The organism is Selenomonadales bacterium 4137-cl (assembly GCA_032334055.1).
GTDB lineage: Bacteria > Bacillota > Negativicutes > Sporomusales > UBA7701 > Anaeroselena > Anaeroselena agilis.
On the sequence record JAUOZS010000001.1, the window covers coordinates 1,162,454 to 1,181,254 of the forward strand.

27 protein-coding genes and 3 tRNA genes are annotated in these 18,801 nt (G+C 57.4%); 21 read left to right on the top strand and 9 right to left on the bottom strand.

Translation table 11 applies throughout. From position 1 onward, the window contains the following. Positions 1 to 115: 115 nt before the first annotated feature. Positions 116 to 730 (bottom strand): DNA-3-methyladenine glycosylase, encoded by a 615-nt coding sequence (locus Q4T40_05935; GenBank protein ID MDT8900778.1) that lies wholly within the window; start codon positions 728 to 730, stop codon positions 116 to 118. Between the two features lie 202 nt (positions 731 to 932). Between Q4T40_05935 and Q4T40_05940 the strand changes: the two genes are divergently transcribed. The 4 genes from Q4T40_05940 to Q4T40_05955 all read left to right on the top strand — a co-directional run bounded on the left by Q4T40_05940 (position 933) and on the right by Q4T40_05955 (position 1,963). Beyond that, positions 933 to 1,009: transfer RNA gene (locus Q4T40_05940), tRNA-Asp, on the top strand. Between the two features lie 3 nt (positions 1,010 to 1,012). Beyond that, positions 1,013 to 1,087 (top strand) — tRNA-Gly (locus Q4T40_05945). Between the two features lie 5 nt (positions 1,088 to 1,092). Beyond that, a tRNA-Trp gene (locus tag Q4T40_05950) sits at positions 1,093 to 1,168 on the top strand. A 168-nt stretch (positions 1,169 to 1,336) separates the two neighbouring features. Beyond that, positions 1,337 to 1,963 carry a CBO0543 family protein gene (locus Q4T40_05955; protein ID MDT8900779.1) on the top strand — a complete coding sequence of 209 codons (627 nt, stop codon included), beginning with the start codon at positions 1,337 to 1,339 and terminating at the stop codon, positions 1,961 to 1,963. A gap of 28 nt (positions 1,964 to 1,991) precedes the next feature. On the opposite strand, the gene Q4T40_05960 is transcribed toward Q4T40_05955, so the two are convergent. Beyond that, positions 1,992 to 2,447, bottom strand: coding sequence for a CBO0543 family protein (locus Q4T40_05960; protein ID MDT8900780.1), 456 nt, complete (start codon positions 2,445 to 2,447; stop codon positions 1,992 to 1,994). 198 nt (positions 2,448 to 2,645) lie between these two features. Here Q4T40_05960 and Q4T40_05965 point away from each other — a divergent pair, with 198 nt between their 5' ends. The 4 genes from Q4T40_05965 to Q4T40_05980 all read left to right on the top strand — a co-directional run bounded on the left by Q4T40_05965 (position 2,646) and on the right by Q4T40_05980 (position 5,616). Beyond that, complete coding sequence (locus Q4T40_05965; protein MDT8900781.1) at positions 2,646 to 3,713, top strand: hypothetical protein; 1,068 nt, start codon at positions 2,646 to 2,648, stop codon at positions 3,711 to 3,713. A 418-nt stretch (positions 3,714 to 4,131) separates the two neighbouring features. Next, positions 4,132 to 4,986, top strand: coding sequence for an IS3 family transposase (locus tag Q4T40_05970; GenBank protein ID MDT8900782.1), 855 nt, complete (start codon positions 4,132 to 4,134; stop codon positions 4,984 to 4,986). A gap of 221 nt (positions 4,987 to 5,207) precedes the next feature. After that, on the top strand, positions 5,208 to 5,423 hold the full coding sequence (locus Q4T40_05975; GenBank protein MDT8900783.1) for a hypothetical protein: 216 nt from the start codon (positions 5,208 to 5,210) through the stop codon (positions 5,421 to 5,423). Positions 5,424 to 5,439: 16 nt separating this feature from the next. Further along, positions 5,440 to 5,616 (top strand): hypothetical protein, encoded by a 177-nt coding sequence (locus tag Q4T40_05980; GenBank protein ID MDT8900784.1) that lies wholly within the window; start codon positions 5,440 to 5,442, stop codon positions 5,614 to 5,616. A 54-nt stretch (positions 5,617 to 5,670) separates the two neighbouring features. On the opposite strand, the gene Q4T40_05985 is transcribed toward Q4T40_05980, so the two are convergent. Next, entirely contained in the window at positions 5,671 to 6,738 is a 1,068-nt protein-coding gene (locus Q4T40_05985) for a radical SAM protein (protein ID MDT8900785.1), read from the bottom strand. A gap of 26 nt (positions 6,739 to 6,764) precedes the next feature. Next, positions 6,765 to 7,148 carry a putative zinc-binding protein gene (locus Q4T40_05990; GenBank protein MDT8900786.1) on the bottom strand — a complete coding sequence of 128 codons (384 nt, stop codon included), beginning with the start codon at positions 7,146 to 7,148 and terminating at the stop codon, positions 6,765 to 6,767. A gap of 121 nt (positions 7,149 to 7,269) precedes the next feature. Between Q4T40_05990 and Q4T40_05995 the strand changes: the two genes are divergently transcribed. The 4 genes from Q4T40_05995 to pheA all read left to right on the top strand — a co-directional run bounded on the left by Q4T40_05995 (position 7,270) and on the right by pheA (position 10,375). Then, positions 7,270 to 7,767, top strand: coding sequence for a MarR family transcriptional regulator (locus Q4T40_05995; GenBank protein ID MDT8900787.1), 498 nt, complete (start codon positions 7,270 to 7,272; stop codon positions 7,765 to 7,767). Positions 7,768 to 7,803: 36 nt separating this feature from the next. Continuing rightward, a complete protein-coding gene (locus tag Q4T40_06000; GenBank protein MDT8900788.1) occupies positions 7,804 to 8,253 on the top strand; it encodes an Lrp/AsnC family transcriptional regulator in 450 nt (149 codons plus the stop codon). A gap of 184 nt (positions 8,254 to 8,437) precedes the next feature. After that, positions 8,438 to 9,370: an EamA family transporter gene (locus tag Q4T40_06005; GenBank protein MDT8900789.1), complete on the top strand. Its 933-nt coding sequence runs from the start codon at positions 8,438 to 8,440 to the stop codon at positions 9,368 to 9,370. Between the two features lie 120 nt (positions 9,371 to 9,490). Beyond that, positions 9,491 to 10,375, top strand: coding sequence for a prephenate dehydratase (gene pheA, locus Q4T40_06010; protein MDT8900790.1), 885 nt, complete (start codon positions 9,491 to 9,493; stop codon positions 10,373 to 10,375). Between the two features lie 44 nt (positions 10,376 to 10,419). Here pheA and Q4T40_06015 read toward each other — a convergent pair whose 3' ends face one another. After that, the gene (locus tag Q4T40_06015) at positions 10,420 to 11,310 is read right to left on the bottom strand and encodes a DMT family transporter (GenBank protein ID MDT8900791.1); all 891 of its coding nucleotides are present in this window, start codon (positions 11,308 to 11,310) and stop codon (positions 10,420 to 10,422) included. Positions 11,311 to 11,466: 156 nt separating this feature from the next. On the opposite strand from Q4T40_06015, the gene Q4T40_06020 reads away from it, so the two are divergent. The 3 genes from Q4T40_06020 to Q4T40_06030 are packed head-to-tail and all read left to right on the top strand — an operon-like array spanning position 11,467 to position 13,026. Then, the gene (locus Q4T40_06020) at positions 11,467 to 11,961 is read left to right on the top strand and encodes a DUF134 domain-containing protein (GenBank protein MDT8900792.1); all 495 of its coding nucleotides are present in this window, start codon (positions 11,467 to 11,469) and stop codon (positions 11,959 to 11,961) included. 1 nt (position 11,962) lies between these two features. Beyond that, complete coding sequence (locus tag Q4T40_06025) at positions 11,963 to 12,172, top strand: hypothetical protein (protein ID MDT8900793.1); 210 nt, start codon at positions 11,963 to 11,965, stop codon at positions 12,170 to 12,172. A gap of 11 nt (positions 12,173 to 12,183) precedes the next feature. Beyond that, positions 12,184 to 13,026, top strand: coding sequence for an MBL fold metallo-hydrolase (locus tag Q4T40_06030; GenBank protein ID MDT8900794.1), 843 nt, complete (start codon positions 12,184 to 12,186; stop codon positions 13,024 to 13,026). A gap of 365 nt (positions 13,027 to 13,391) precedes the next feature. On the opposite strand, the gene Q4T40_06035 is transcribed toward Q4T40_06030, so the two are convergent. Next, entirely contained in the window at positions 13,392 to 13,769 is a 378-nt protein-coding gene (locus tag Q4T40_06035) for a helix-turn-helix transcriptional regulator (protein ID MDT8900795.1), read from the bottom strand. 229 nt (positions 13,770 to 13,998) lie between these two features. Here Q4T40_06035 and Q4T40_06040 point away from each other — a divergent pair, with 229 nt between their 5' ends. From Q4T40_06040 to Q4T40_06050, 3 genes are read left to right on the top strand one after another with little or no spacing between them, the layout of a single operon-like run. Next, positions 13,999 to 14,226 (top strand): hypothetical protein, encoded by a 228-nt coding sequence (locus tag Q4T40_06040; GenBank protein ID MDT8900796.1) that lies wholly within the window; start codon positions 13,999 to 14,001, stop codon positions 14,224 to 14,226. Beyond that, the gene (locus Q4T40_06045; protein ID MDT8900797.1) at positions 14,223 to 14,405 is read left to right on the top strand and encodes a hypothetical protein; all 183 of its coding nucleotides are present in this window, start codon (positions 14,223 to 14,225) and stop codon (positions 14,403 to 14,405) included. The genes Q4T40_06040 and Q4T40_06045 overlap by 4 nt, the downstream gene beginning before the upstream one ends. Positions 14,406 to 14,424: 19 nt before the next feature. Next, complete coding sequence (locus Q4T40_06050) at positions 14,425 to 14,556, top strand: hypothetical protein (protein ID MDT8900798.1); 132 nt, start codon at positions 14,425 to 14,427, stop codon at positions 14,554 to 14,556. Between the two features lie 56 nt (positions 14,557 to 14,612). On the opposite strand, the gene Q4T40_06055 is transcribed toward Q4T40_06050, so the two are convergent. After that, positions 14,613 to 14,993, bottom strand: a complete 381-nt coding sequence (locus Q4T40_06055; GenBank protein MDT8900799.1) for a hypothetical protein — start codon at positions 14,991 to 14,993, stop codon at positions 14,613 to 14,615. A gap of 29 nt (positions 14,994 to 15,022) precedes the next feature. Between Q4T40_06055 and Q4T40_06060 the strand changes: the two genes are divergently transcribed. Continuing rightward, a complete protein-coding gene (locus tag Q4T40_06060) occupies positions 15,023 to 15,415 on the top strand; it encodes a hypothetical protein (GenBank protein MDT8900800.1) in 393 nt (130 codons plus the stop codon). Between the two features lie 128 nt (positions 15,416 to 15,543). Then, on the top strand, positions 15,544 to 16,416 hold the full coding sequence (locus Q4T40_06065) for an EamA family transporter (protein ID MDT8900801.1): 873 nt from the start codon (positions 15,544 to 15,546) through the stop codon (positions 16,414 to 16,416). Positions 16,417 to 16,498: 82 nt separating this feature from the next. Here the strand turns inward: Q4T40_06065 and Q4T40_06070 are convergent, their stop codons facing one another. Both Q4T40_06070 and Q4T40_06075 read right to left on the bottom strand, forming a co-directional pair. Next, positions 16,499 to 17,092: a cupin domain-containing protein gene (locus Q4T40_06070; protein ID MDT8900802.1), complete on the bottom strand. Its 594-nt coding sequence runs from the start codon at positions 17,090 to 17,092 to the stop codon at positions 16,499 to 16,501. A gap of 172 nt (positions 17,093 to 17,264) precedes the next feature. Next, positions 17,265 to 17,813: a hypothetical protein gene (locus tag Q4T40_06075; protein MDT8900803.1), complete on the bottom strand. Its 549-nt coding sequence runs from the start codon at positions 17,811 to 17,813 to the stop codon at positions 17,265 to 17,267. Positions 17,814 to 18,076: 263 nt separating this feature from the next. On the opposite strand from Q4T40_06075, the gene Q4T40_06080 reads away from it, so the two are divergent. After that, the gene (locus Q4T40_06080; protein MDT8900804.1) at positions 18,077 to 18,649 is read left to right on the top strand and encodes a flavin reductase family protein; all 573 of its coding nucleotides are present in this window, start codon (positions 18,077 to 18,079) and stop codon (positions 18,647 to 18,649) included. Positions 18,650 to 18,801 lie beyond the last annotated feature (152 nt).

Here is an 18,801-nt window from a genome sequence, read left to right on the forward strand (position 1 = left end):
TCATTAATTTACAAAAATTACCATATATTCCAAATAAAAGTTTTTGTATAAGGGATTTAAGGGGAAGACAAACCCCCTTTGCCATTGGCAAAGGGGGTGACGGCGTGTCGGTCGATTATTTATTTTCCAGGCTGCGCCACAGGTACCAACTGGCGATCGAACGCCATGGCCGCCAGGGGGCGGCGATGTTTTCCATGAGTTTGGCGCCGGGCAGGGCGTCGAGGGCGTAGGAGAGCATGAACGCTTTACGTACGCCGTAGTCGCCAACGGGGAGGACATCGGGGCGATTGAGCGCGAAGATGAGGAACATGTGGGCGGTCCAGACGCCGATTCCTTTGACGCTTATTAGCTGGTCGATTATTTCCCCGTCGGGCATGGCGGCGAAGGCGGCGGGGGTGATGGCGTCGCGGCGGAAGCGGTCGGCCAGGTCGAGCATGTATTCGGCTTTGCGGCCGGAGAGGCCGAGTTCGCGCAGTTTTTCCGGCGGTGTGGCGGCAAGCTTGTCAGGTGTCGGCTCGCCGCCGTAGTAGGCTGTAAACCGGTCGTGGATGGCGTCGGCGGCTTTTACGGCGAGCTGTTGCGATACTATGGATTCGCAAAGGACGGCGAAGTAATCTTTTTTGGGGCGCAGGGCGCAGGGGCCGTAAGAGGAGATTATGGCGGCCAGGACGGGATCGCGCGCGGCCAGGTGGGTTTCGGCTTCGTGCCAGGGAGAGTGTTTTGTGGTCATGGTATACCTCACTTTTTGCTTATCCACCTCTTATTATATACCAGTTATATACCAGACGGCCAGCCGGTCAAAGCGGCGGCGCAAGTTATTGTAAACATGACCTTGCCGGCGGATGGTGGAGACAGAGGGCGCTATTTCCGCTTTTTCGGCCGCCAGATGTCTTGAAAAGTGGCCGAAAGCATGGTAATATAAGATCTCGCAAGGCCCCGTGGTGTAGTGGTCTAACATGCCGCCCTGTCACGGCGGAGATCGACGGTTCAAATCCGTTCGGGGTCGCCATTTGCGGAAGTAGCTCAGTGGTAGAGCATCGCCTTGCCAAGGCGAGGGTCGCGAGTTCGAATCTCGTTTTCCGCTCCATTCATAGGGGTATAGCTCAATTGGTAGAGTAGCGGTCTCCAAAACCGTTGGTTGTGGGTTCAAGTCCTACTGCCCCTGCCATGCCAGAAAGACACGGAAAAGGCCCTCTGTTTATACAGAGGGCCTTTTCCGTGTTGTAGCTTACGTAGTGGCTACGACCTTTTTTGACGCACATGGAAGGCGCAGATGTTCGGCATAAATTTTTTTTATCGGCAAAAGCTAATGGGAACTGAGCTTGGAGGTATTAATATGGACGCTTTTTATCATTTAGTCAACGCCACGGTTATTTCGGCAAGCATTTCCTATTATCATTGGGTTACCAAGGAGTTGTTTTCTCCTGGCTGGCTGATCATCACTATCGTTCTTGCGATAGTTTGCGTATTGTCGATTGTATTGATTGATAAGAGCAGATTGAGGGAGATTATTTTGTTCGGTTTTCTGTTGGCATTCTTGTTCGGGTATACCGACGTAATTGCAACAGAATATGGATTATGGGAATATAAAACCCGTGTTATTCCGGTGAAGTCGAGTGTTTTTCCTTTCTCGTACACTATGAACCCGATATTCCACGTTTTCGCTTATCAATACAGTGGCGACTGGCGGAGCTTTGCGGCTTTAAACACTATCGTAGCGGCTCTTTTTGCTTTCGTCGCGCATCCCCTTTTTGTTTGGGCGGATGCACTATGGCTTGGCAACTGGAACTATATCAATTCGTTTATCTATCTTGCAGCCGTACCTTTGGGTGTCAGGGCTTTTGTTATTTGGCTTGCCGATGTCGAAGCTAAACACGCAGCGGGAAGTGGCCGGACTTCTTTGTTTACTGCGCTCAACCCGGCAATGAAGTTGCTTGGCGACGAAAATGACAGGGAGAAATAACAGTATTTCGCTGTGGAGTGAACACGGTTTATAGGATTTTTTTCTGCCATAGATAGGCGAGAAAGGCGTAGATTGTAAATGCCGCCACATATGTCAAAGGGAGGTTCCAGTTTTTATATACCAAAAGGTGCGAGTAGTTTAAGGCCGCCCATTCCCAGGAGATGGTCAACCCCGATACGATGGCTATTACGACGGTATTGTAAAGAACGGACGGTTTAAGGAGGTATACAAGCATTATCGTCTTGGGAGGCATGCCAAGAAGGTCGTAAAGAAGTTCTGTCGCAGGCTTGCCGATCGTTGGCGAGGTAAAATCCCACGCTCCGAAGTGGAGGCCCAGCAGGTTGCCCGTAAAGGAAAGCCAAGAGCTGAAAATAAACAGATTTAGAAGCCGTCGCGCAGGCAAAGGTTTTCGCCAATAAAAAAATGCCGCAATGAGGGGGTGGATGAGCATATTGGCGGAGATGAGAACAATATCCATATTCATGCGGCAGTCCCCCGTAATGCCGGCAATTCGCCGCGATAGAGGTCGCTCTATATTATAGCCCAAACCCGGAGCAGTATCCCCTACGGCCGCACCCGGTCGGTCATCTGGCGGAACTTTCTGGGAAGAAGCAGGATTATTTTGTCTGTAAAGGGAATATGTGGGTGTTGGCTTTTGTTTTATTTTAAGGAGGTTGTCCGTGTGAAGAAGGTATTGGCGCTTTTGTTTGTCCTGTTGATCGGCTTTAATTCAACAGCTTTGGCGAAGCTCGGCGATTTTATCAGAGAGAACATTCATACCCCGATGTCGGTGGTCGTGTTCATGGATAAGAAGATTATTGCCGATGGCAGGGCTGTTACCGAAATGAGGGACGTGCTGAGAGAAAAGTTCCGGTATGCGAAAAGTATTGTAATATACGGGGACGACCAGGCAAAATCGCCGGAGTTCCTTGAGTTCAGCGACAAGATCAAGACGGACCCCGCAAACGAAAAGGAAATAAAATCGATAGATATCGGCGAGTTGGCCAAGTACGGGCGGGCGATAAATACTGATTATATGATTCTGGTAACGGTAGCCGACTGCAATGTGTACTGGAATTACTGGTCTGGGATCAGGGTGGACACGAGAGCGAGCGTTGCCGTTGTCGATGTGAATACGCAGCAATATATGACGTATATGAATTATTACAAGGAAGGCAGCGACGCGTTCTCAGCCGACGGCGCCAAAGCTCTGATCAAGAAGGTGGCTGCAGAGTTCAACTGGTCGCCTCCGGCCGAGAATCAGAACGCTGATAAAGAGGCAAAAGTTTTCGGGGAAAAGAAGCCTGCCGTGGTCGTGTTTTTGCCGGATGTCGTGCTTGAAAAGCCTGAGCTTGTGGAAAAGGTGAGGAAGGGTATCGCGGCAAAATTTCAGGCGAGCGATGTGCCGATCCATATCGACGACAGGAAGAAAGGCCCCGAGTTTCTGGAGTTCATCGGTAAGGTCGGAACTGACAGCGCGAAGCAGAAGACCTTTATCCTGAAAAAGGAGCGGCTGGTCGAGTATGGCAAGGTAGTGAACGCGAATCCGGTTACGGCGATCGTAATAAGCAATGTCGGCCCTGGTGACGACGATTTCAATTATCGTTTGAAGGAAGATATTTATGTCGTCGATACCGAGAGCGGCAAGTATCTTTCCAATGTCGTTTTTGATACGGTGGAGAAAAAGAAACGCCAGGAGGGAATAGAATTTCTGATGAATAAGCTGCAAGCCGAGTTTAGGCTGCCGTAACGGTTGCCGGCGGTGTGCTGAATGTGTTTTTTGCGAAGCTCTCTGGTCAATGAACTGAACCCGAAAAAACGGACATTGAGCAAAAAAGCCTCCTGTTGTAGGATAACTACGATAGGAGGTTTTGTATGTCACGGAAATGGACAGATATGCAATCGGCTGAGCGGATTATCCTGCAAATGCGACAAGATGGAAGAACCAGGCGGGAGATAGCAGATGCCTTGGGTCTTGAAAAAGTACAAATCAAGAACTGGATTAACCGGTACAATCGGAGACAGACCACCCTTCCGGCATCCCCCAAGAAGAAAGGCCGCCCCAGAAAAAGCCCGATAACTGCACACCACGCGATGGAGCTGCGGATACGGGAACTTGAAAGAGAAGTGGAACTATACCGGTCTTTTCTTCACGCTGCTGGAAGGATGTGAGAGCACAGGTTAAGTACATAGCCATAGCGCAAAATGCCGGCAAGCATCCGGTTGCGGTCATGTGTAATTTCTTTGAGGTATCAAGAAGCGGCTACTACGCGTATCTCAAACGGAAAGACCGGTCATCCGCCGAGGAGAAGTTGGCCGCCTTGATTCAAAAATGCCAGCGGCAGACTAATGGAACTTACGGTTATAGGCGTGTGGGGATATGGCTTGAGAGGCGAGGCATTAAGAAAAACCATAAGGCGGTGCTGCGCATCATGAACAAGTACGGGTTGCTGGCGCAAATCCGGCGCAGAAAAAAGTACCGGCAGATGAGCGGTCAACTGCACCGGTATCCGAATATCCTCGGCCGCGATTTCACAGCCATCAAACCTAATCAGAAATGGGTAACGGATGTTTCCTATATCCAGACGCCGCAGGGAACCTTGTATCTATCCATGATTCGCGACCTGTTTGACAACAGTATTGTCGCCTACCAGACTGGAACCGAGCAGTCGGTCAACCTGGTTCTGCGAACCGTTCGGCAAGCCAAGGCAAAAGAAGCGGTCACTGCAGAGTTGCACCTCCACAGTGACCAGGGGTTTCAATACACTTCCCAGGCATATTTCACCCTAACTCAAAATTACGGCATTACTCCGTCCATGTCAAGGCGGGGAAACTGCTATGACAACGCGCCGGCAGAAAACTTCTTCAGCATCCTTAAGACCGAGTGTATCCGGCGGCATAAGCCAAAGACGGTCGATCAGGCGCGTCAGCTTATTGATAACTACATTTTTTTCTACAACCACGAGCGTATTCAACTCAAAACAAAACTGACGCCGCTCGAAAAACGACGCCAGTTTGCGTAATCTCATCTAATCCTACGATAGGGCTTTTTATCTGTGTCCATTGGCCGGGGTTCAGTGCACAATGCAGAGGGCTTTTCGTTTTGTTATGGAGGCGTTGGCCGCTACGAGAAAAGGAAGAGTTGGGATGTTTTGGGGGAGGAAGGGAATAATAATATTATCTGTTGTAAATATATGTAAATTATGATACAATTTGGAAAAAGACAGCAAGGAATGAGTGCGGGATGCTTGATTATTTATATGCGGAGCTGTTGAGGTGGTGGACGGGGCTGTCCTTGAAGGCGACCGGCGAGGCGCTGCTTTATGCGATTGTCGCCGCGGCGCTCGTGGCGGGAGGGTATGCCTGGTTTGTTTCGCGTCGCAGGCATGGCCGCGTTAACCAGATGAGGGTTGCGCCGTTTCGTTATTTTCGGCTGCGCGCACGCGAGCGCAGGCATTGAGACGAGGGGGATCGCTGTGACGGATGCCGAGTTTCTCAGGGTGTTTTCGGCCGGGGTGGGAACAGGCTTTCTTCTGGGGATTGTCGTGGCGGGTTATGTCGCTCTGGGTTATCGGGAAAGGCGGCCCGGGGCGGCTGATAACACGATGAGGCGCCTTTACGGCGCCTGGCGCAGAAAGCGCCGTTTGACTTAGCAGGCCGTGAGGGCCTGCTAAGTTTTTCTCTAAGCCGCGAGGGAGAGCGAGGTTCTACGCCCCATACAGTTTGTAGCATGCTTTGCAGACGGGCGGCGCCTCGGGGATGGGGCGGTCAAGGCTAAAGCCGGCCCGCCGCTCGAAGCAGTCGAATATTTCTTGCGCCTGCCGGTTGGCGAGAATTTCCGGCAGCGGGGTATCGGCGGCGTTGCCTAGGGTGAGGGGACTATAGCCGCAGGGCGCTCCCCGGAACCAGAGGCTGCTGACGATATCCTGCGGCAGCGCCATCTGATGGCACGGTACGACCGTTCCGTCCGCTTTTACGAACAGCGTGGTGTGGAGCGGGTTGGCTTCGCAAACCAATATTTCGCCGCCGAGTGTGGGCGGCTCGGCCCGGAAGAAGATGCCGGCGGAGGCGGCCTGGCGGGCGGCATCAGCGACGAGGGCCTCGTCGTCCTGGCGGGGGCTGAGGAATACGGCGTCGTTTTCCAGGGCCGGCGCGGGGATGCAGTCGAGGTGGTTGGCGGTGAACTGGCCGGCGCCGAGGGTGGCGGCCAGGCGGACGGCTTCAGGCAGCTCCGCGAGGTTGCCCCGGATCATGGTGTACGATACGCCGATGGTCGGATTGCTTCGCCCCCCGGCCGCCTTGCGGGCGGCAAGGGCGGCGACGCTGCCGGCCAGGGCCGTAAAATCCGCCCCTGCGCGGTAGTGCTCGTGGGTGGCGGCGGTGGCGCCGGTGAAGGTGAAGCAGACCAGGTCAACGTCGAGCTCGCAGGCCAGCTCGATTTCACGGGGACCGAAGAGCAGGGCGTTGGTTATGAAGCCTACCTGGCGGCCGGCTTTTTTAGCCAGGGCTACCATGTCCCAGAAGCGCGGGTTGGTGAGGGGTTCGCCCCAGCCTTGAAGGAAGATCATTGCGAACAGGTCGAAATGGGGCGCGAGGCATCGCTCGTATAGATCCCACGACATGATCTCGCTTCGCCAGCCGTTAGCCATGACGGTGCGCGGGCAATAGCGGCACGAAAGCTGGCAGGCTGTCGAGACTTCGACCTGCAGACAGGCGATCCGGCGGTGTTTTGGCTGCAGCGCTTCGCCGAGCCAACCGCTGATCCGCTTCAGCATTGCCTGATATCTCCTTTCGGCAAGTCTCAGGGGGCCGCAAAGCGGGTGGCGATAGCCTTGCAGAGGTTGTCGCAGAGGTCGGGGGTAGGGGTGGTTTTGCCTTTTTCGAGACCCATCTGGGTAAGGATGACCGCCTCGGGGGTTAGGCCGATATTTTCGATCATTTTGCGGGCGCAGGCTGTTTCGCAGCCGTCGATGGTGATGACTGTGCCGGCGGCTTTGGCGGCGTCGATGAAGGGCTGGAGACCGGCACCGATGCCGGCCAGGCAGCTGGCTTTCGGGGTTGCGAAGCCGTCCTGGCGGAGTTTGCGGCTGATGCTGTCAGCGACGGCACCGACGTCGGCGCAGCCGGCGCAGGCGTAAGCAATCCGGGTCGAGCTCGCGGGGGCCTGGCATGAACACGTTGACATGGATAATTCCTCCCTGGTGATTTACTTTTTTGGTAACGGCGGGTATAATAACCATATAAATTATATTATCAATAGTTTTAAAAAACAACTATTTATTTTATCAACTGAGGTGTTTGTTTATATGGAGGACAGGGTTGCCGCCCTGCGGGACGCAGTGAAGGATTTTATCCGCAATGTGGGCCTGCTGGAGGGGAAGAAGTCGTTTTGCGCCGACTGCTCCTACGCCCAGTGCCACGCCGTGGTTGAGGTGGGAGCGCGGCCGGGAATTTCCCTCGGCGAGCTTGCCGGCAGGGTGAGGATGGATAAGAGCGCTCTCAGCAGGGTCGTGGACGATCTTGTTCGCAAGGGGTATATCACGAGGGAGCAGGATCCGGGAGACCGCCGGTATGTCAGTCTGACGCTTACGGCGGACGGGGAAGGGCTGCGCGATGAGATCGACGAGCGGTCGGGCCGTGTTTTCGCGGAGGTGCTGGCGGCAATTCCTGAAACAAAGCGCGCAGCGGTTGTCGAAGGGATGGGGCTGCTGGCGACGGCGTTCAAGAATGTACTGCCGGCGCTGAGTCAGGCGGGGAGCCGGCAGGATGTCCCCGGGGTTTCAAAACGGCGGGAAAATAGGTAGAATGTAGATGGGAAGTTTGGACGCCAGGAGGGTATTATGGACGATATCGATGTTAAGATCGTGGATATGCTGCAGCAGAATGCCCGTATCTCCAACGCCGAGATTTCCCGGAGGGTGAATATGGCGCCATCCGCTGTCCTGGAGCGGATAAAGAAGCTGGAGGAGCGCCGGGTTATCAGGGAGTACGGCGCGAGGCTCGATCCGGCTGCCGTCGGGCTTGGTCTGCTGGCGTTCGTGGCGGTGAAGGCCGATTATTGCGAGGACGACGATACGGGGCGGATGCTGGCCGCGATTCCCGGGGTGCTGGAGGTGCACAACGTGGCTGGCGACGACTGTTATCTGGTGAAGGTGCGGACAAGGGACACGGAGCATTTGGGGCGCCTTTTGCGGGAGCAGTTCCGCAATATCCCGGCGATCCGTTCGACGAAGACGACGATCGTGCTGGCGTCGGTGAAGGAGACGAACAGTCTGCCGTTGCCGGAATAAGGCGGCGAATGAAGACTTCAGCAGCAGCGCCAAAGTGGCCTGCTGCAGTTTGTTTTTAAAATCCGGTTAAAAAGAGAATTTTGTTCTTTACTATGATGATATTACAGAATATAATGCATGTAAAAGACGGAAACGGGGAAATGAGATGAACTTGTCGGCGGCGGATAGGAAGGCGGTCGCGGTTGTGGCTGCTTTATTAGCGGTTTATTTCTGCTGGGGAGGCACGTATCTGGCGATCAGGTTTGCGGTTGAGACCCTTCCGCCGTTTCTGATGGCGGGGATGCGGTTCGTGCTGGCAGGCGGGTTTATGTATGCACTGTCCCGCTGGCGGGGTACTCCCGCACCGACGGGCGGCGACTGGCTGCGGGCCGCCGGGGTGGGGATTCTTTTGCTGGCGGGGGGCAACGGAGGCGTGGTATGGGCTTCGCGGATGGTGCCGTCAAGCCTTACGGCTTTGCTGGTGGCGACGGCGCCGCTGTGGATGGTGACGCTCAACTGGCTGTGGCTGAAGGATGTGCGGCCGAGCCCGACGATATGGGCCGGGGTGGCGCTGGGATTGGTGGGCATCGGGCTGCTGGCCGGCGGCGAGAACGTTATTTTGGGGGCCAGCCCGGTTAGCCCGTTTTGGGCGTCGGTGCTGGTCGGGGCGTCTTTTTTGTGGGGCCTGGGGTCGATTGCGTCGCGCAAGCTGAGTATGCCAAGTTCGGCGGTGATGTCGACGGGGATGCAGATGCTGGGCGGCGGCGCGGTGCTGCTATTGATAGGCGCGGTAACGGGCGAAGTGGGGCAAGCGGCTGTGGCGACGGTGTCGCCGCGGTCTTTGCTGGCGTTTGGTTATCTGGTCGTATTCGGGTCGTTGGTGGGTTTCAGCGCGTATGTATGGCTGCTGCAGAACGCTCCGCCGGTGCTGACTTCGACGTATGCGTATGTGAATCCGGTGGTGGCGATGCTGCTGGGCGTCGTGCTGGGCGGCGAGGCTTTGAACGGGCGGACGGTCTTGTCGGCGGCGGTGATCGTGGTTTCGGTGATTCTTCTTACCGCCAGCCAGGTATGGAGAAAGAGGGCCGGGAAGTCTGGCGCGCAAGGCGGCGGGAAGGTGCTTCCCGGCCGGGCGTAGGAACAATGCGATATGCGCGGGGGCTCCGCATTGCACACGATGGCATATTTTTCCGGCGATGCAGGAATTCGGCCGCCTGATACATAATTAGATCGGAAAATCGGAGAGGAGAGGGATAGATTGAACAGACGGCTTTCATTATCCATTGTATTTCTCCTGGTGCTGGCGTTTGCCTTTACCGGGACGGCCGGGGCGGCGGTCAGCTACCTCGGACCGGCGGGAACTTATACGGAGGAAGCGGCTTTTCTGCATTTCGGGCAGCAGGAGACGCTGGTGCCGGCGGCGACGGTGGCCGAATCGCTGGCGATGTTGGATCGCCGCGAGTGCGATTATGCGGTGGTGCCGGTCGAGAATACGATCGGCGGGCCGGTTTATAGGTATATAGATCTGGTGGTCGCCAACAAGGGATTGCGGGTGGTCGGCGAGCTTAACCTGCCGATCAGACAGACGCTGCTGGCGCTTCCGGGGGCTGCTCTGAGCGGGGTGAAGACGGTCATGTCTCATCCTCAGGGCATCGCCCAGAGCCGTGAGTGGTTGAAGAAGAATTTGCCCGATGCCAAGCTTGTGGAGGTGTCGAGCACGGCCGAGGCCGCGAGGAAGGTGGCCGAGATGGGCGATCCCTCGGTGGCCGCCATCGCCGCGTCGCGTACGGCGGCGGTGTACAACCTGAGCATACTGGCGAACGATCTTCAGTATACGAATACGAATGTGACCCGGTTCTGGGTGGTGACGCTGAAGAAGCAGGCGGCGCCGGCGAAAGCGAAGGCGGCCGTGGTGGTCAGCGGGCCGGCGGATAAGGTGCCGGGGCTGTTGTATGATCTCGGGCGTAAGGGTTTCAAGCTGACGGCTCTGCATGACCGGCCGGCGAAGACGAGGCTGGGAGAGTATGTTTTCGTGGCTGAAGCGGCCGGCGGCAGCGCCGATGCTCTGGAGGAAGTGGTGGCCAAGCACGGGGGCGCACTTGAGATCCGGGTGCTTGGGCTGTACGAGACGAAGTCGTTTTAAAGGAAAAGACCCGCGGGGCAAAAGCCCGCGGGTCTTTGTATGTTTCACGCGCTGTCGCGGTCGGGGAGGAGTTCGCTGGCGAGCGTGCCGGCAAGGATGAGGACGCAGCCGAGGATTTGCTGCCCGGAGAGCGTTTCGCCGAGGAGGACGATGCCGGCGAGGGCGGCGAAGACAGGTTCGAGGGCGAAAATGATGGCGGTGCGGCTGGGGGTGGTGAACTGCTGGGCGGTGGTCTGGACCAGGAAGGCGAGGGCGGTGGCGGGAATGGCGGTGACGGCCAGAGCGATCAGGACGTCGGTCGTAAGCAGGGCGGGCATTGTTTCGGAGCTTGCCGCGACGAGGCCGCTCATGAGGGCGGTGGCGCCGATCTGCAGGGTGGCGAGGATTTTTGCGTCGAAGCGGGGCGCGTAGCGGCCGGTGGCGATGATGTGGAGGGCGAAGGAGATGGCGCAGAAGAAGACGAGGAGGTCGCCGTAGCTGACGGCTAGCCCGTTGTTGAGGGTGAGGAGGGCGAGGCCGGCTACGGAGAGACCGGCGCCGACGACGACCGGACGGCCGGGCAGCCGGCGGCTTGCGGCGGCGAGGCAGGGGACGAGCACTACCGCGAGGCCGGTGATGAAGCCGGCGCTGGAAGCGGTGGTGTATTGGAGGCCGGCTGTCTGAAAGGCGTAGCCGGCGAAGAGAAAGGCGCCGATGACGAGCGAGGCCCTGACGGCCGGCCAGCCGGCGGCGGCTAAGCGGCGGCGGAAGAGGAGGGCAAGGAAGAGGAAGGCGATGGCGAAGCGGATGGCGAGAAAGGTAAAGACGCCGATCGCGGCAAGGGCGCTTTTTACGGCGACGAAGGTTACACCCCAGACGAAGGCAACGGCTATCAGGGAGAGGTCGGCGGAAAGGCGCCGCCAGGCTGTGCGGGTTGAGGTAAGGGTGGTGGGCATGGCGATTCCTCCCGGATTATTTATCAAACGCATTCATTATACCTTATTTTTTGCGGGACCGGGAATGTTTGCCGAAAATAGCCGGCGGGCCTTGCCTATTTATGACAGGGGAGTTATAATAAATTGAGCATATGCCCAATTAAGGAGGTGCCTTTGGTGGCAAGGCGAAAATGCTGCGGGTTCGTTGACGAGGAGCCTGCCTGCCGACGCTTTTTGCCTGAGGGCACGGCAACGGCGGAGGTTGCAAGGGTATCCATGGAGGAGTTCGAGGCTATCCGCCTGAAGGATATGGCGGGCCTCGACCAGAACGGCTGCGCCGCCGCGATGGGGCTTTCGCGGCCGACCTTCCAGCGGATATTGCGTTCCGCCAGGCTCAAGGTGGCGACCGCGCTGGTCGCCGGACAACAGATACTATTTGAAGGGGGAAGTTATACAATGAAGAACAGGGTTTTCGAGTGCGTCGACTGCAAGCATCGCTGGGAGGAGGCGCCGTGCACGGCCGGCGGCCGCCACGGGTACGAAATCGCCTGCCCGAAATGCGGCGGAATGAAGAAGATGAAGGTGGCTGAGGACGGTACCGGCACGATGTGCGGCGGTGGTCATCACGGCCACGGTCACGGCCACGGTCACGGCTGCTGCGGAGGCCACTAGGATGCTGGAGTTCGAGCGCACGGTTACCGTACCGGGCGGCGACGCGGCGGTTAATGTTTTTGCCGATAAGGAAAAGGGTCATGTTGTTTACTTGTCGCACGCCGGCACGATGGTGGTGGTGGACGACGTCAAGGTCAGGGACGGCAGGACGAGGGCGGCCGGGTTCACTATCGCCGCCAGCAGCGGTTGCGGCGGCTGCGACGGTTGTTAGGAGGATTAGGGATGAAGGTAACGGTTGTCGTCGACAACTGTATCATGCCGAAGTCGAAGAAGCCATTCCGGGCCGAGCACGGGCTGTCGCTGCTTATCGAGACGGAGAGCGGCCGATTTCTTTTCGACACCGGGCAGAGCGAGGTGGCTGTTTATAATCTCGCTTTGCTGGGGGTCCGTCCGGCGGATTTGGATGCGATAATTCTCAGCCACGGGCATTTCGATCACACGGGCGGTTTGGCCGCCGTGCTGGTTCAGGCCGGGAAAAAACTGCCGGTGTATTGCCATCCGGGAGCTTTTGCCGATCGCTATTCGTCGTCCGGCGGGGCTGCCCGCTACGCCGGAATACCGTTCGCCCAAAAGCACCTGGTTTCGCTGGGAGCGGATTTCCGCCCGGTGGAAAAACCGACCGAGCTGGCGCCTGGATTGACGATCAGCGGCTCCATTCCTCGGGTTACGGGTTATGAGCCGGGCGACGCTTTTCTGCTGGCCGCCGGTCCCGACGGCTGTTGCAGCGGGGACCGCGATACTGTACCGGACGATATGGCGATTTTCCACGCCGGCGAGAAGGGGCTTACGGTGATAAGCGGCTGCGCCCACTCGGGGATAGTGAACGTCATCAGGCACGGTCTGGCGGTGACGGGCTGCAGCCGGTTGCACGCCATTGTCGGCGGCACTCACCTCGGCCCGGTGGAGAAAGAGCAGCAGGAAGCGACGCTGGCGGAGTTGGAAGGACTTCAGCCCGCTATCGTGGCCGCCAATCATTGTACCGGTTTTTACATGCTGGCCAGGCTGCACGGTATTTTCGGCGCGAGGTTCGTGCCGGCGTTCGTGGGCACGGTGCTCGAGGTCTAAAAGGATAACTTAGACGAACAAGGCACGCATTGTACAATGCGTGTCTTGTAATTATTTACATTTAAGATAATAACTTGTAAATATGGAAAAATAAAGGACGATAGTCCCGGATAAATAGGACTTGAGCTGGTAACCAAATTTTAGGAAAAATGTTATTATTATAACCGGAAGGAATTTTGCCTGAGTACGCAGAAGTAGAACGCATGTTCGATTTGTGCGGAGGTAGGGGGATGGAATACCGATTATGCGCATTTTCTGCAGGGGTGAAGTGGATCCGAGATCGCGAGGGGGTTTATTGGGTTAATCGCGATTACCTCGAGGAATTTCTGCTTTTATATTTCCAGGGCGAAAAGTAGTCGTAACGGCTACTTTTTGTTTCTGGCGAGGATGGCGATTATTTGCTCGAGGTCTTCGGGCGGCAGACCGCTGTCTTTGATTTTTTTGCTGAGGACGATCCAGGGGAGGTTTTCTCCGGACATGATGAATTTGAGGATGTCGTCCGGAGTGTCGGAGGGGAGGATCTCGACGGGCAGGACGACGTCGTCGAGGTAGAAGAAGTTTTTGTCTTTGATTTTGAGGCCCTGGCATAGTTTGGCGACGGTGGTTTCCCGGGGGAATTTTATGATGCCGTTTTCCAGTTCGGAGATTGTCGATTGCTTTACGCCGGTGAGTTTTTCCGTCTGGGTCATCGACAGGTTCATCGATTCCCTGACCGCCCGCAGGCGTTCACCGTGAAATTCCATAAGATTGCCTCCATAGTCGAATGAGGTAAGGATATTTGATGATATACTTCGGCTTGTTCGATGGTTAACCTTTTCGAATAAATCGATATTAATGGTGGTAATGGCTATAATATTTCGGAAAAGCCTATTGACTTTGTTCGAAAAAGTCGATATTATTTAAACAAGAGAAGGATATATTCCGGATTGGTCTATGAAAGATGGGTTGTCAAGGAATGTTTGGAGGTGGCGTGTGGCGAGGATAAGCATGTCGCTGTATGAAGAGGCTGGATTGCCGGTCGATGTTCGGGGAGAAAGGTTTTCGTTCGGCGAGGTCGTGTATTTTACGCTGGGAGGATTCGGCACATCCGACATGGTGTGCCTACATCTCAGCCCGGCGCAGGTGGAGGCGATCGGGCGCGCGGTTGCCGCTTACCAGAAGGGGCCGGCGGGCCGGGTGGAAGCGGGGCGGCGGGAATGAGGCTGGGAGACTTGCGTCTGAATCCGCCGCGGGAGCCGCGTGAGGCGGGGATGTGCAGCGGCTGCGGCGAGGCGATTCTTGCCGATGAGGAACGGTTGGTGTTCGAGAGTGGCAGGATGATCCATGCGCACCCGGATTGCAAGCTGCGGTTCGTTGATCGGATGCTGGGGTGCGGATGAGTCGGGAGGAGGGAAAGCGGTGAGGCGGTTCGTTTGCCCCGGCTGCGGCCGGGTATGGTATAGTGCTGCGTTGGCGGACGAGCCTTGTGACGCGTGCGGCGCCAGGCTGCGGGAGGTTGCCGTCGGCACAGGGGAGCGGGACGGGGAATGAGAGGCGGGAGGCCCTTTCGCGAGGCTTTGCCGGAGGAACGCTGGGCGGCTGCGGGCTTATTCCTGCGCAGTCTGGCGGCGCGACGTCAGTGCGGTCGCGTTGATACGGGGGCGTTTATCCGTGATTATCGCAGCAGGCGGATGGCGGAGGGGCAGGGGAGGGAGGATAATGATCGCTGACGACGGGGCGGAGGAGCTTTTGAGGGCGCTTTTCCAGCAGGCGCGGGATGACCTGGATTCACTCTTTGAGCGGGTGATGCTGTTGAGGAAGGCCTGTGCGCGCGGTTGCCTGGAGCAGTTTGCGGCGAGTGGCGGTTTGCCGCTGGCGACTGAGGATGAGCGGTCGGCGCTGTGGTGGTATGAGGGCCGCCGCGGGTTGCCCAGGGAGCTGGCGGCGAAGGTGGCTACGATTGTCCAGTTCCGGCGGTATTGCAGCATTTGTTGCCGACTGGCGGGGAGGGGCGAGGATGGGCGTTTGGTACAGCGATGTCGAGTTGGAGGAATTGCTGGAGAGTTACCCGGTAATCAAAGCGCAGGCGGCGGTCGAGGCGGAGGAGCTGAAACATCTTTTCCCGAACTGCACGGCCGGTTGCGACGGGCAGCCCAGAGGCGGGGAGCTGCCGGACGGGACGGGCGCATATGCGGTGAGGAGGGAGGAACGGTCACGGAATACGCGGCGGGCGAAGGCGGTCGAAATTGCCTGTGAGGCATTGACGGCCCAGGAGCGGGAGCTTGTGCGGCTGATGTATTTCGAACGGTGGGGAAGGCATCATATCAAGCTGCATCTGGGTGTGCGGCGGTCGCGTCTGTTTTATATCCGCCGCAGCGCGCTCGATAAGCTGGCGGAAATTTTGCTGTAAGCGTGGCTGGGACGGACGGCCTCTTGACAGATGCCGCCGGCGGGTTATAGACTGGTTTCGAACCGGGCCCACGCCTGAGGCGTGGGGCCCGGTTGCTTGGTGGCCGGGAGGCGGACGGAGGGGATGGCATGGGCCGGTGGGCTTGTTGGCTGATCGCGGCGGCGGCGATGCTGTGGGGTATTATCGCGGTGTTCGTCAAGGGACTGGCCGCTTACGGTTTTTCGCCCATCCAGGTGGTGGCGGTGCGGGTGGCGGTCAGCGCCGTCGGCCTTGTCGCTTATACGGCGGCGGCGGACAGGAAGGCGTTGGTTGTCAGGCCCGCGGACGGAGGCTATTTTATCGGTACAGGCATAGTTAGTATTATTTTTTTTAACTGGTGTTATTTTACGGCCATTGAGACGACTTCGGTCGGGGTGGCGGCCGTTCTTCTTTATACTGCGCCGGCGTTTGTGGCCGTTTTGTCGCGGGTGGTGTTCGGGGAGAGGATAACGGGCCGGAAGGCGGCGGCGGTGGCGGTCACTTTCGTGGGCTGCGCGCTGGTGGCGGGGCTGTTGCCCGGTTTTTCGGGCGCGGTGCGGCCGCTGGGCTTGCTCGCCGGGCTGGGGGCGGGGCTGGGGTACGCTTTGTATAGTATTTTCGGCAAGCTCGCGCTGAAGAGGTATGGGGCGCTGACGGTAACCACCTATACTTTCGTGTTCGCGGCGGCGGCGATCCTGCCGTTCAGTGGGCTATGGGACCAACGGGCGCTGTTCGCGGCCTGGCAGGTTTGGTGGTATGGCGCCGGGCTGGGGGTGGTTTCGACGGTGCTGGCTTATTTGCTGTATACTGTCGGCCTGAAGTATGTCGAGCCCGGCCGAGCGGCGGTGACGGCGACGCTCGAACCGCTGGTCGCGGCGGCGCTGGGGGCGGCTGTGTTCGGCGAGGCGCTGACAGGCTGGCAACTGGCGGGTATGGCGCTAGTGATCGCGGCGGTGGCAGGGGTGCAGGAGCGGGCGGGTTGAACTCCGGCTGCTTATGATATGATATGAGGGAACGAGCAATACAAAAGGATCGCGGCCGGAAGGCCGCGATCCTTTTTGGGGTTTAGGTGCAGCGGTTTGGTTTGGCGGGCGGGACGTCGCCATTTTGACCGTAGTAGATGGTGTTGAGAAAGCGCACCGGCCTGTCGGACAGGTTGCGGTAGAAGTGGGGCTTGTCGGCGTGGGTGTGGAGGGCGTCGCCGGTTCCGAGCCGGTAGGCGTCGCCGCCGATGGTTATTTCGATCGCGCCTTCAATGACGAAGATATATTCTTCGGTGTGGGTGGCGTGCGGGTCGGAGGCGTGGGAGGCGCTGGGTTCGAGGGTTACGAGGCATATCTCGAAGTGGTGGCCCTGCTCGAAAGGGAAGAGGGGGATGATTTTGAGGCCGGCGGCATCATCGATCATGGGGGGGATGTCGGCAGAGCGGACAACTACGACCGGAGGGCGTTTTTCGGTAATCAGTTCGCTGAAGGCAATTTTGAGGCCGAGGGCAATTTTCCACAAGGTGGCTACGGTGGGGTTGGATTCGCCGCGTTCTATTTGGCTGACCATGGCCTTGCTGACTCCCGAAAGCTCAGAGACCTTTTCGAGACTGAGGCCGCGCTGTTTGCGGATTTCCGCCAGGTTGGCGCCGATGACGGCGGAGAGGTTTTCCATGGGCGTCTCCTCCAGAGTCGTATGTTATATTGTACATATGTTTACGATAACATATGTGGGAGGCGTTGACAAGGAGGCGTTTTGCCGGCTTGCATCCGGGGCGGGGGCGAGCTGGTGGTGCTTATAAAAGGAACGGCGGCCGAAGAGCCGTCGTTCCTTTTATAAGGTCGTGTTATTTGTTCTTACCGTTGTTTTTGCCCGGTTTGCCAGGCTTGTTGTTTTTGTCGTCATTGTCGGCCTTTTTGTGATTGCCTGGCTTGTCTTCTTCTTCGATGTCGAAGCCGACCTTGATCTTGAGTTCGTCGGCGTCTTTGTTGAAATTGCCGTCGCGGAGGATCATGTCTGACTTGGCGGCTGCGCTGCGCAGTTTGACCCCGAGGGTCTTGGCGATTTTTCCCCAGCCCATTTTTTCGTCGAAACGAAGGTGGAGAATGTGGCTGACCGGATAACCGGATGCGTGAGCGAGGCTGTAGGCGAGGGCGATTTCACCGTGGCCCATGCTGCGGGTTGTTTTGAGATCATTGATTTCGTATACTGTAACTGGGATATCAAGGATACGGAAGATGAGGTTGGCCAAGGAGGCTTCGGGCGAGTTCTCGATGACGACGATGCCTGCGGCTTGAGCAACGGTGGCGGTTCCGGGGACGCCAGCGACAAGGGCGAGGAAGGCGAAGAGCATGAGCAGGGTGAGGATTTTTGTGTGGCGCAGCAGGGGAAACACCTCTCTTCCGAAGTTTGGTGGCCGGCATAAGCCAAGCCTGTCTTGGCATTAGCGTACCATTCCTTGACTGGCTAATCAAATTCTGGCTGGGAGAGAAAAACGGGTAAGAAGAAGTGAAAAAGGGCGACAGGCGTGACTGAGGCAGGTAAAAAGGATAAATATGACTGGTTAGTCAGCGGTTGGCGGGTAAGGCGCGGGAGGGAGGCGGAGGCGCGGGGCGGTGTAATTGAGCGATAGGTATAAAAACGAGGAGGTAAAGGAAAATGGCAAAGAAGAAGCTGGGCAATAGGCCGTTCCTGTATCCCTACCCGGTGGTGCTGGTGGGGACGGAGGTGGATGGCAAGGCGAATTTCCTGACGATCGCCTTCTGCGGGATCGTGAACATGAACCCGGGCATGCTGGCCATCGGCATAAACCGGGCCCACCATAGCACCAAGGGGCTGCTGGCCAACAAGGCGTTCAGCGTGAATATCCCGTCCGAGGCGATGCTGGCGGCTGCGGATTATGCGGGTATGGTGTCGGGGAGCAAGGTGGACAAGAGCGGGCTGTTCGAGGTGTTCCGCGGCGAGGTGGCCGGGGCGCCGATGATAAAGGAGTGCCCGCTGAGCATGGAGTGCAAGGTGCGGGAGGTGCTGGACCTGGGCGGCAATGATTATGTCGTAGTCGCCGAGATCGTCGAGACGCATGCCGGCGAGGAGTATCTGACTGACGGGATGCCGGACGTGACGAAGATGAAGCCGGTGGTGTTTTCGATGTTCGACAACCGCTATTGGGGCATCGGCGAGTTCCTCGGCAAGGGCTGGAGCTTGGGGAAGGATTATAAGCCGAAGGCATAGGGGAAAGTAAAGGAAAGCCGCCCGCAAGGGCGGCTTTTCGGTATTGTTGGGGCTGTTTCAAAAGAACGCGCAGGCCCGTTCAGTAGTGCCCGGATGCAAGGCGCACCGGAGGATGGCGCCACCGTTTCCTCCGCGACAATGTTTATATATGT

Bases quoted from the DNA above. Each gene is read 5' to 3' on its own strand.
- Q4T40_05935 (MDT8900778.1), bottom strand. From the start codon at position 730: ATGACCACAAAACACTCTCCCTGGCACGAAGCCGAAACCCACCTGGCC.
- Q4T40_05955 (MDT8900779.1), top strand. From the start codon at position 1,337: ATGGACGCTTTTTATCATTTAGTCAACGCCACGGTTATTTCGGCAAGC.
- Q4T40_05960 (MDT8900780.1), bottom strand. From the start codon at position 2,447: ATGAATATGGATATTGTTCTCATCTCCGCCAATATGCTCATCCACCCC.
- Q4T40_05975 (MDT8900783.1), top strand. From the start codon at position 5,208: ATGCTTGATTATTTATATGCGGAGCTGTTGAGGTGGTGGACGGGGCTG.
- Q4T40_05985 (MDT8900785.1), bottom strand. From the start codon at position 6,738: ATGCTGAAGCGGATCAGCGGTTGGCTCGGCGAAGCGCTGCAGCCAAAA.
- Q4T40_05990 (MDT8900786.1), bottom strand. From the start codon at position 7,148: ATGTCAACGTGTTCATGCCAGGCCCCCGCGAGCTCGACCCGGATTGCT.
- Q4T40_05995 (MDT8900787.1), top strand. From the start codon at position 7,270: ATGGAGGACAGGGTTGCCGCCCTGCGGGACGCAGTGAAGGATTTTATC.
- Q4T40_06000 (MDT8900788.1), top strand. From the start codon at position 7,804: ATGGACGATATCGATGTTAAGATCGTGGATATGCTGCAGCAGAATGCC.
- Q4T40_06015 (MDT8900791.1), bottom strand. From the start codon at position 11,310: ATGCCCACCACCCTTACCTCAACCCGCACAGCCTGGCGGCGCCTTTCC.
- Q4T40_06025 (MDT8900793.1), top strand. From the start codon at position 11,963: ATGCTGGAGTTCGAGCGCACGGTTACCGTACCGGGCGGCGACGCGGCG.
- Q4T40_06030 (MDT8900794.1), top strand. From the start codon at position 12,184: ATGAAGGTAACGGTTGTCGTCGACAACTGTATCATGCCGAAGTCGAAG.
- Q4T40_06035 (MDT8900795.1), bottom strand. From the start codon at position 13,769: ATGGAATTTCACGGTGAACGCCTGCGGGCGGTCAGGGAATCGATGAAC.
- Q4T40_06045 (MDT8900797.1), top strand. From the start codon at position 14,223: ATGAGGCTGGGAGACTTGCGTCTGAATCCGCCGCGGGAGCCGCGTGAG.
- Q4T40_06055 (MDT8900799.1), bottom strand. From the start codon at position 14,993: ATGCTGCAATACCGCCGGAACTGGACAATCGTAGCCACCTTCGCCGCC.
- Q4T40_06060 (MDT8900800.1), top strand. From the start codon at position 15,023: ATGGGCGTTTGGTACAGCGATGTCGAGTTGGAGGAATTGCTGGAGAGT.
- Q4T40_06065 (MDT8900801.1), top strand. From the start codon at position 15,544: ATGGGCCGGTGGGCTTGTTGGCTGATCGCGGCGGCGGCGATGCTGTGG.
- Q4T40_06070 (MDT8900802.1), bottom strand. From the start codon at position 17,092: ATGGAAAACCTCTCCGCCGTCATCGGCGCCAACCTGGCGGAAATCCGC.
- Q4T40_06080 (MDT8900804.1), top strand. From the start codon at position 18,077: ATGGCAAAGAAGAAGCTGGGCAATAGGCCGTTCCTGTATCCCTACCCG.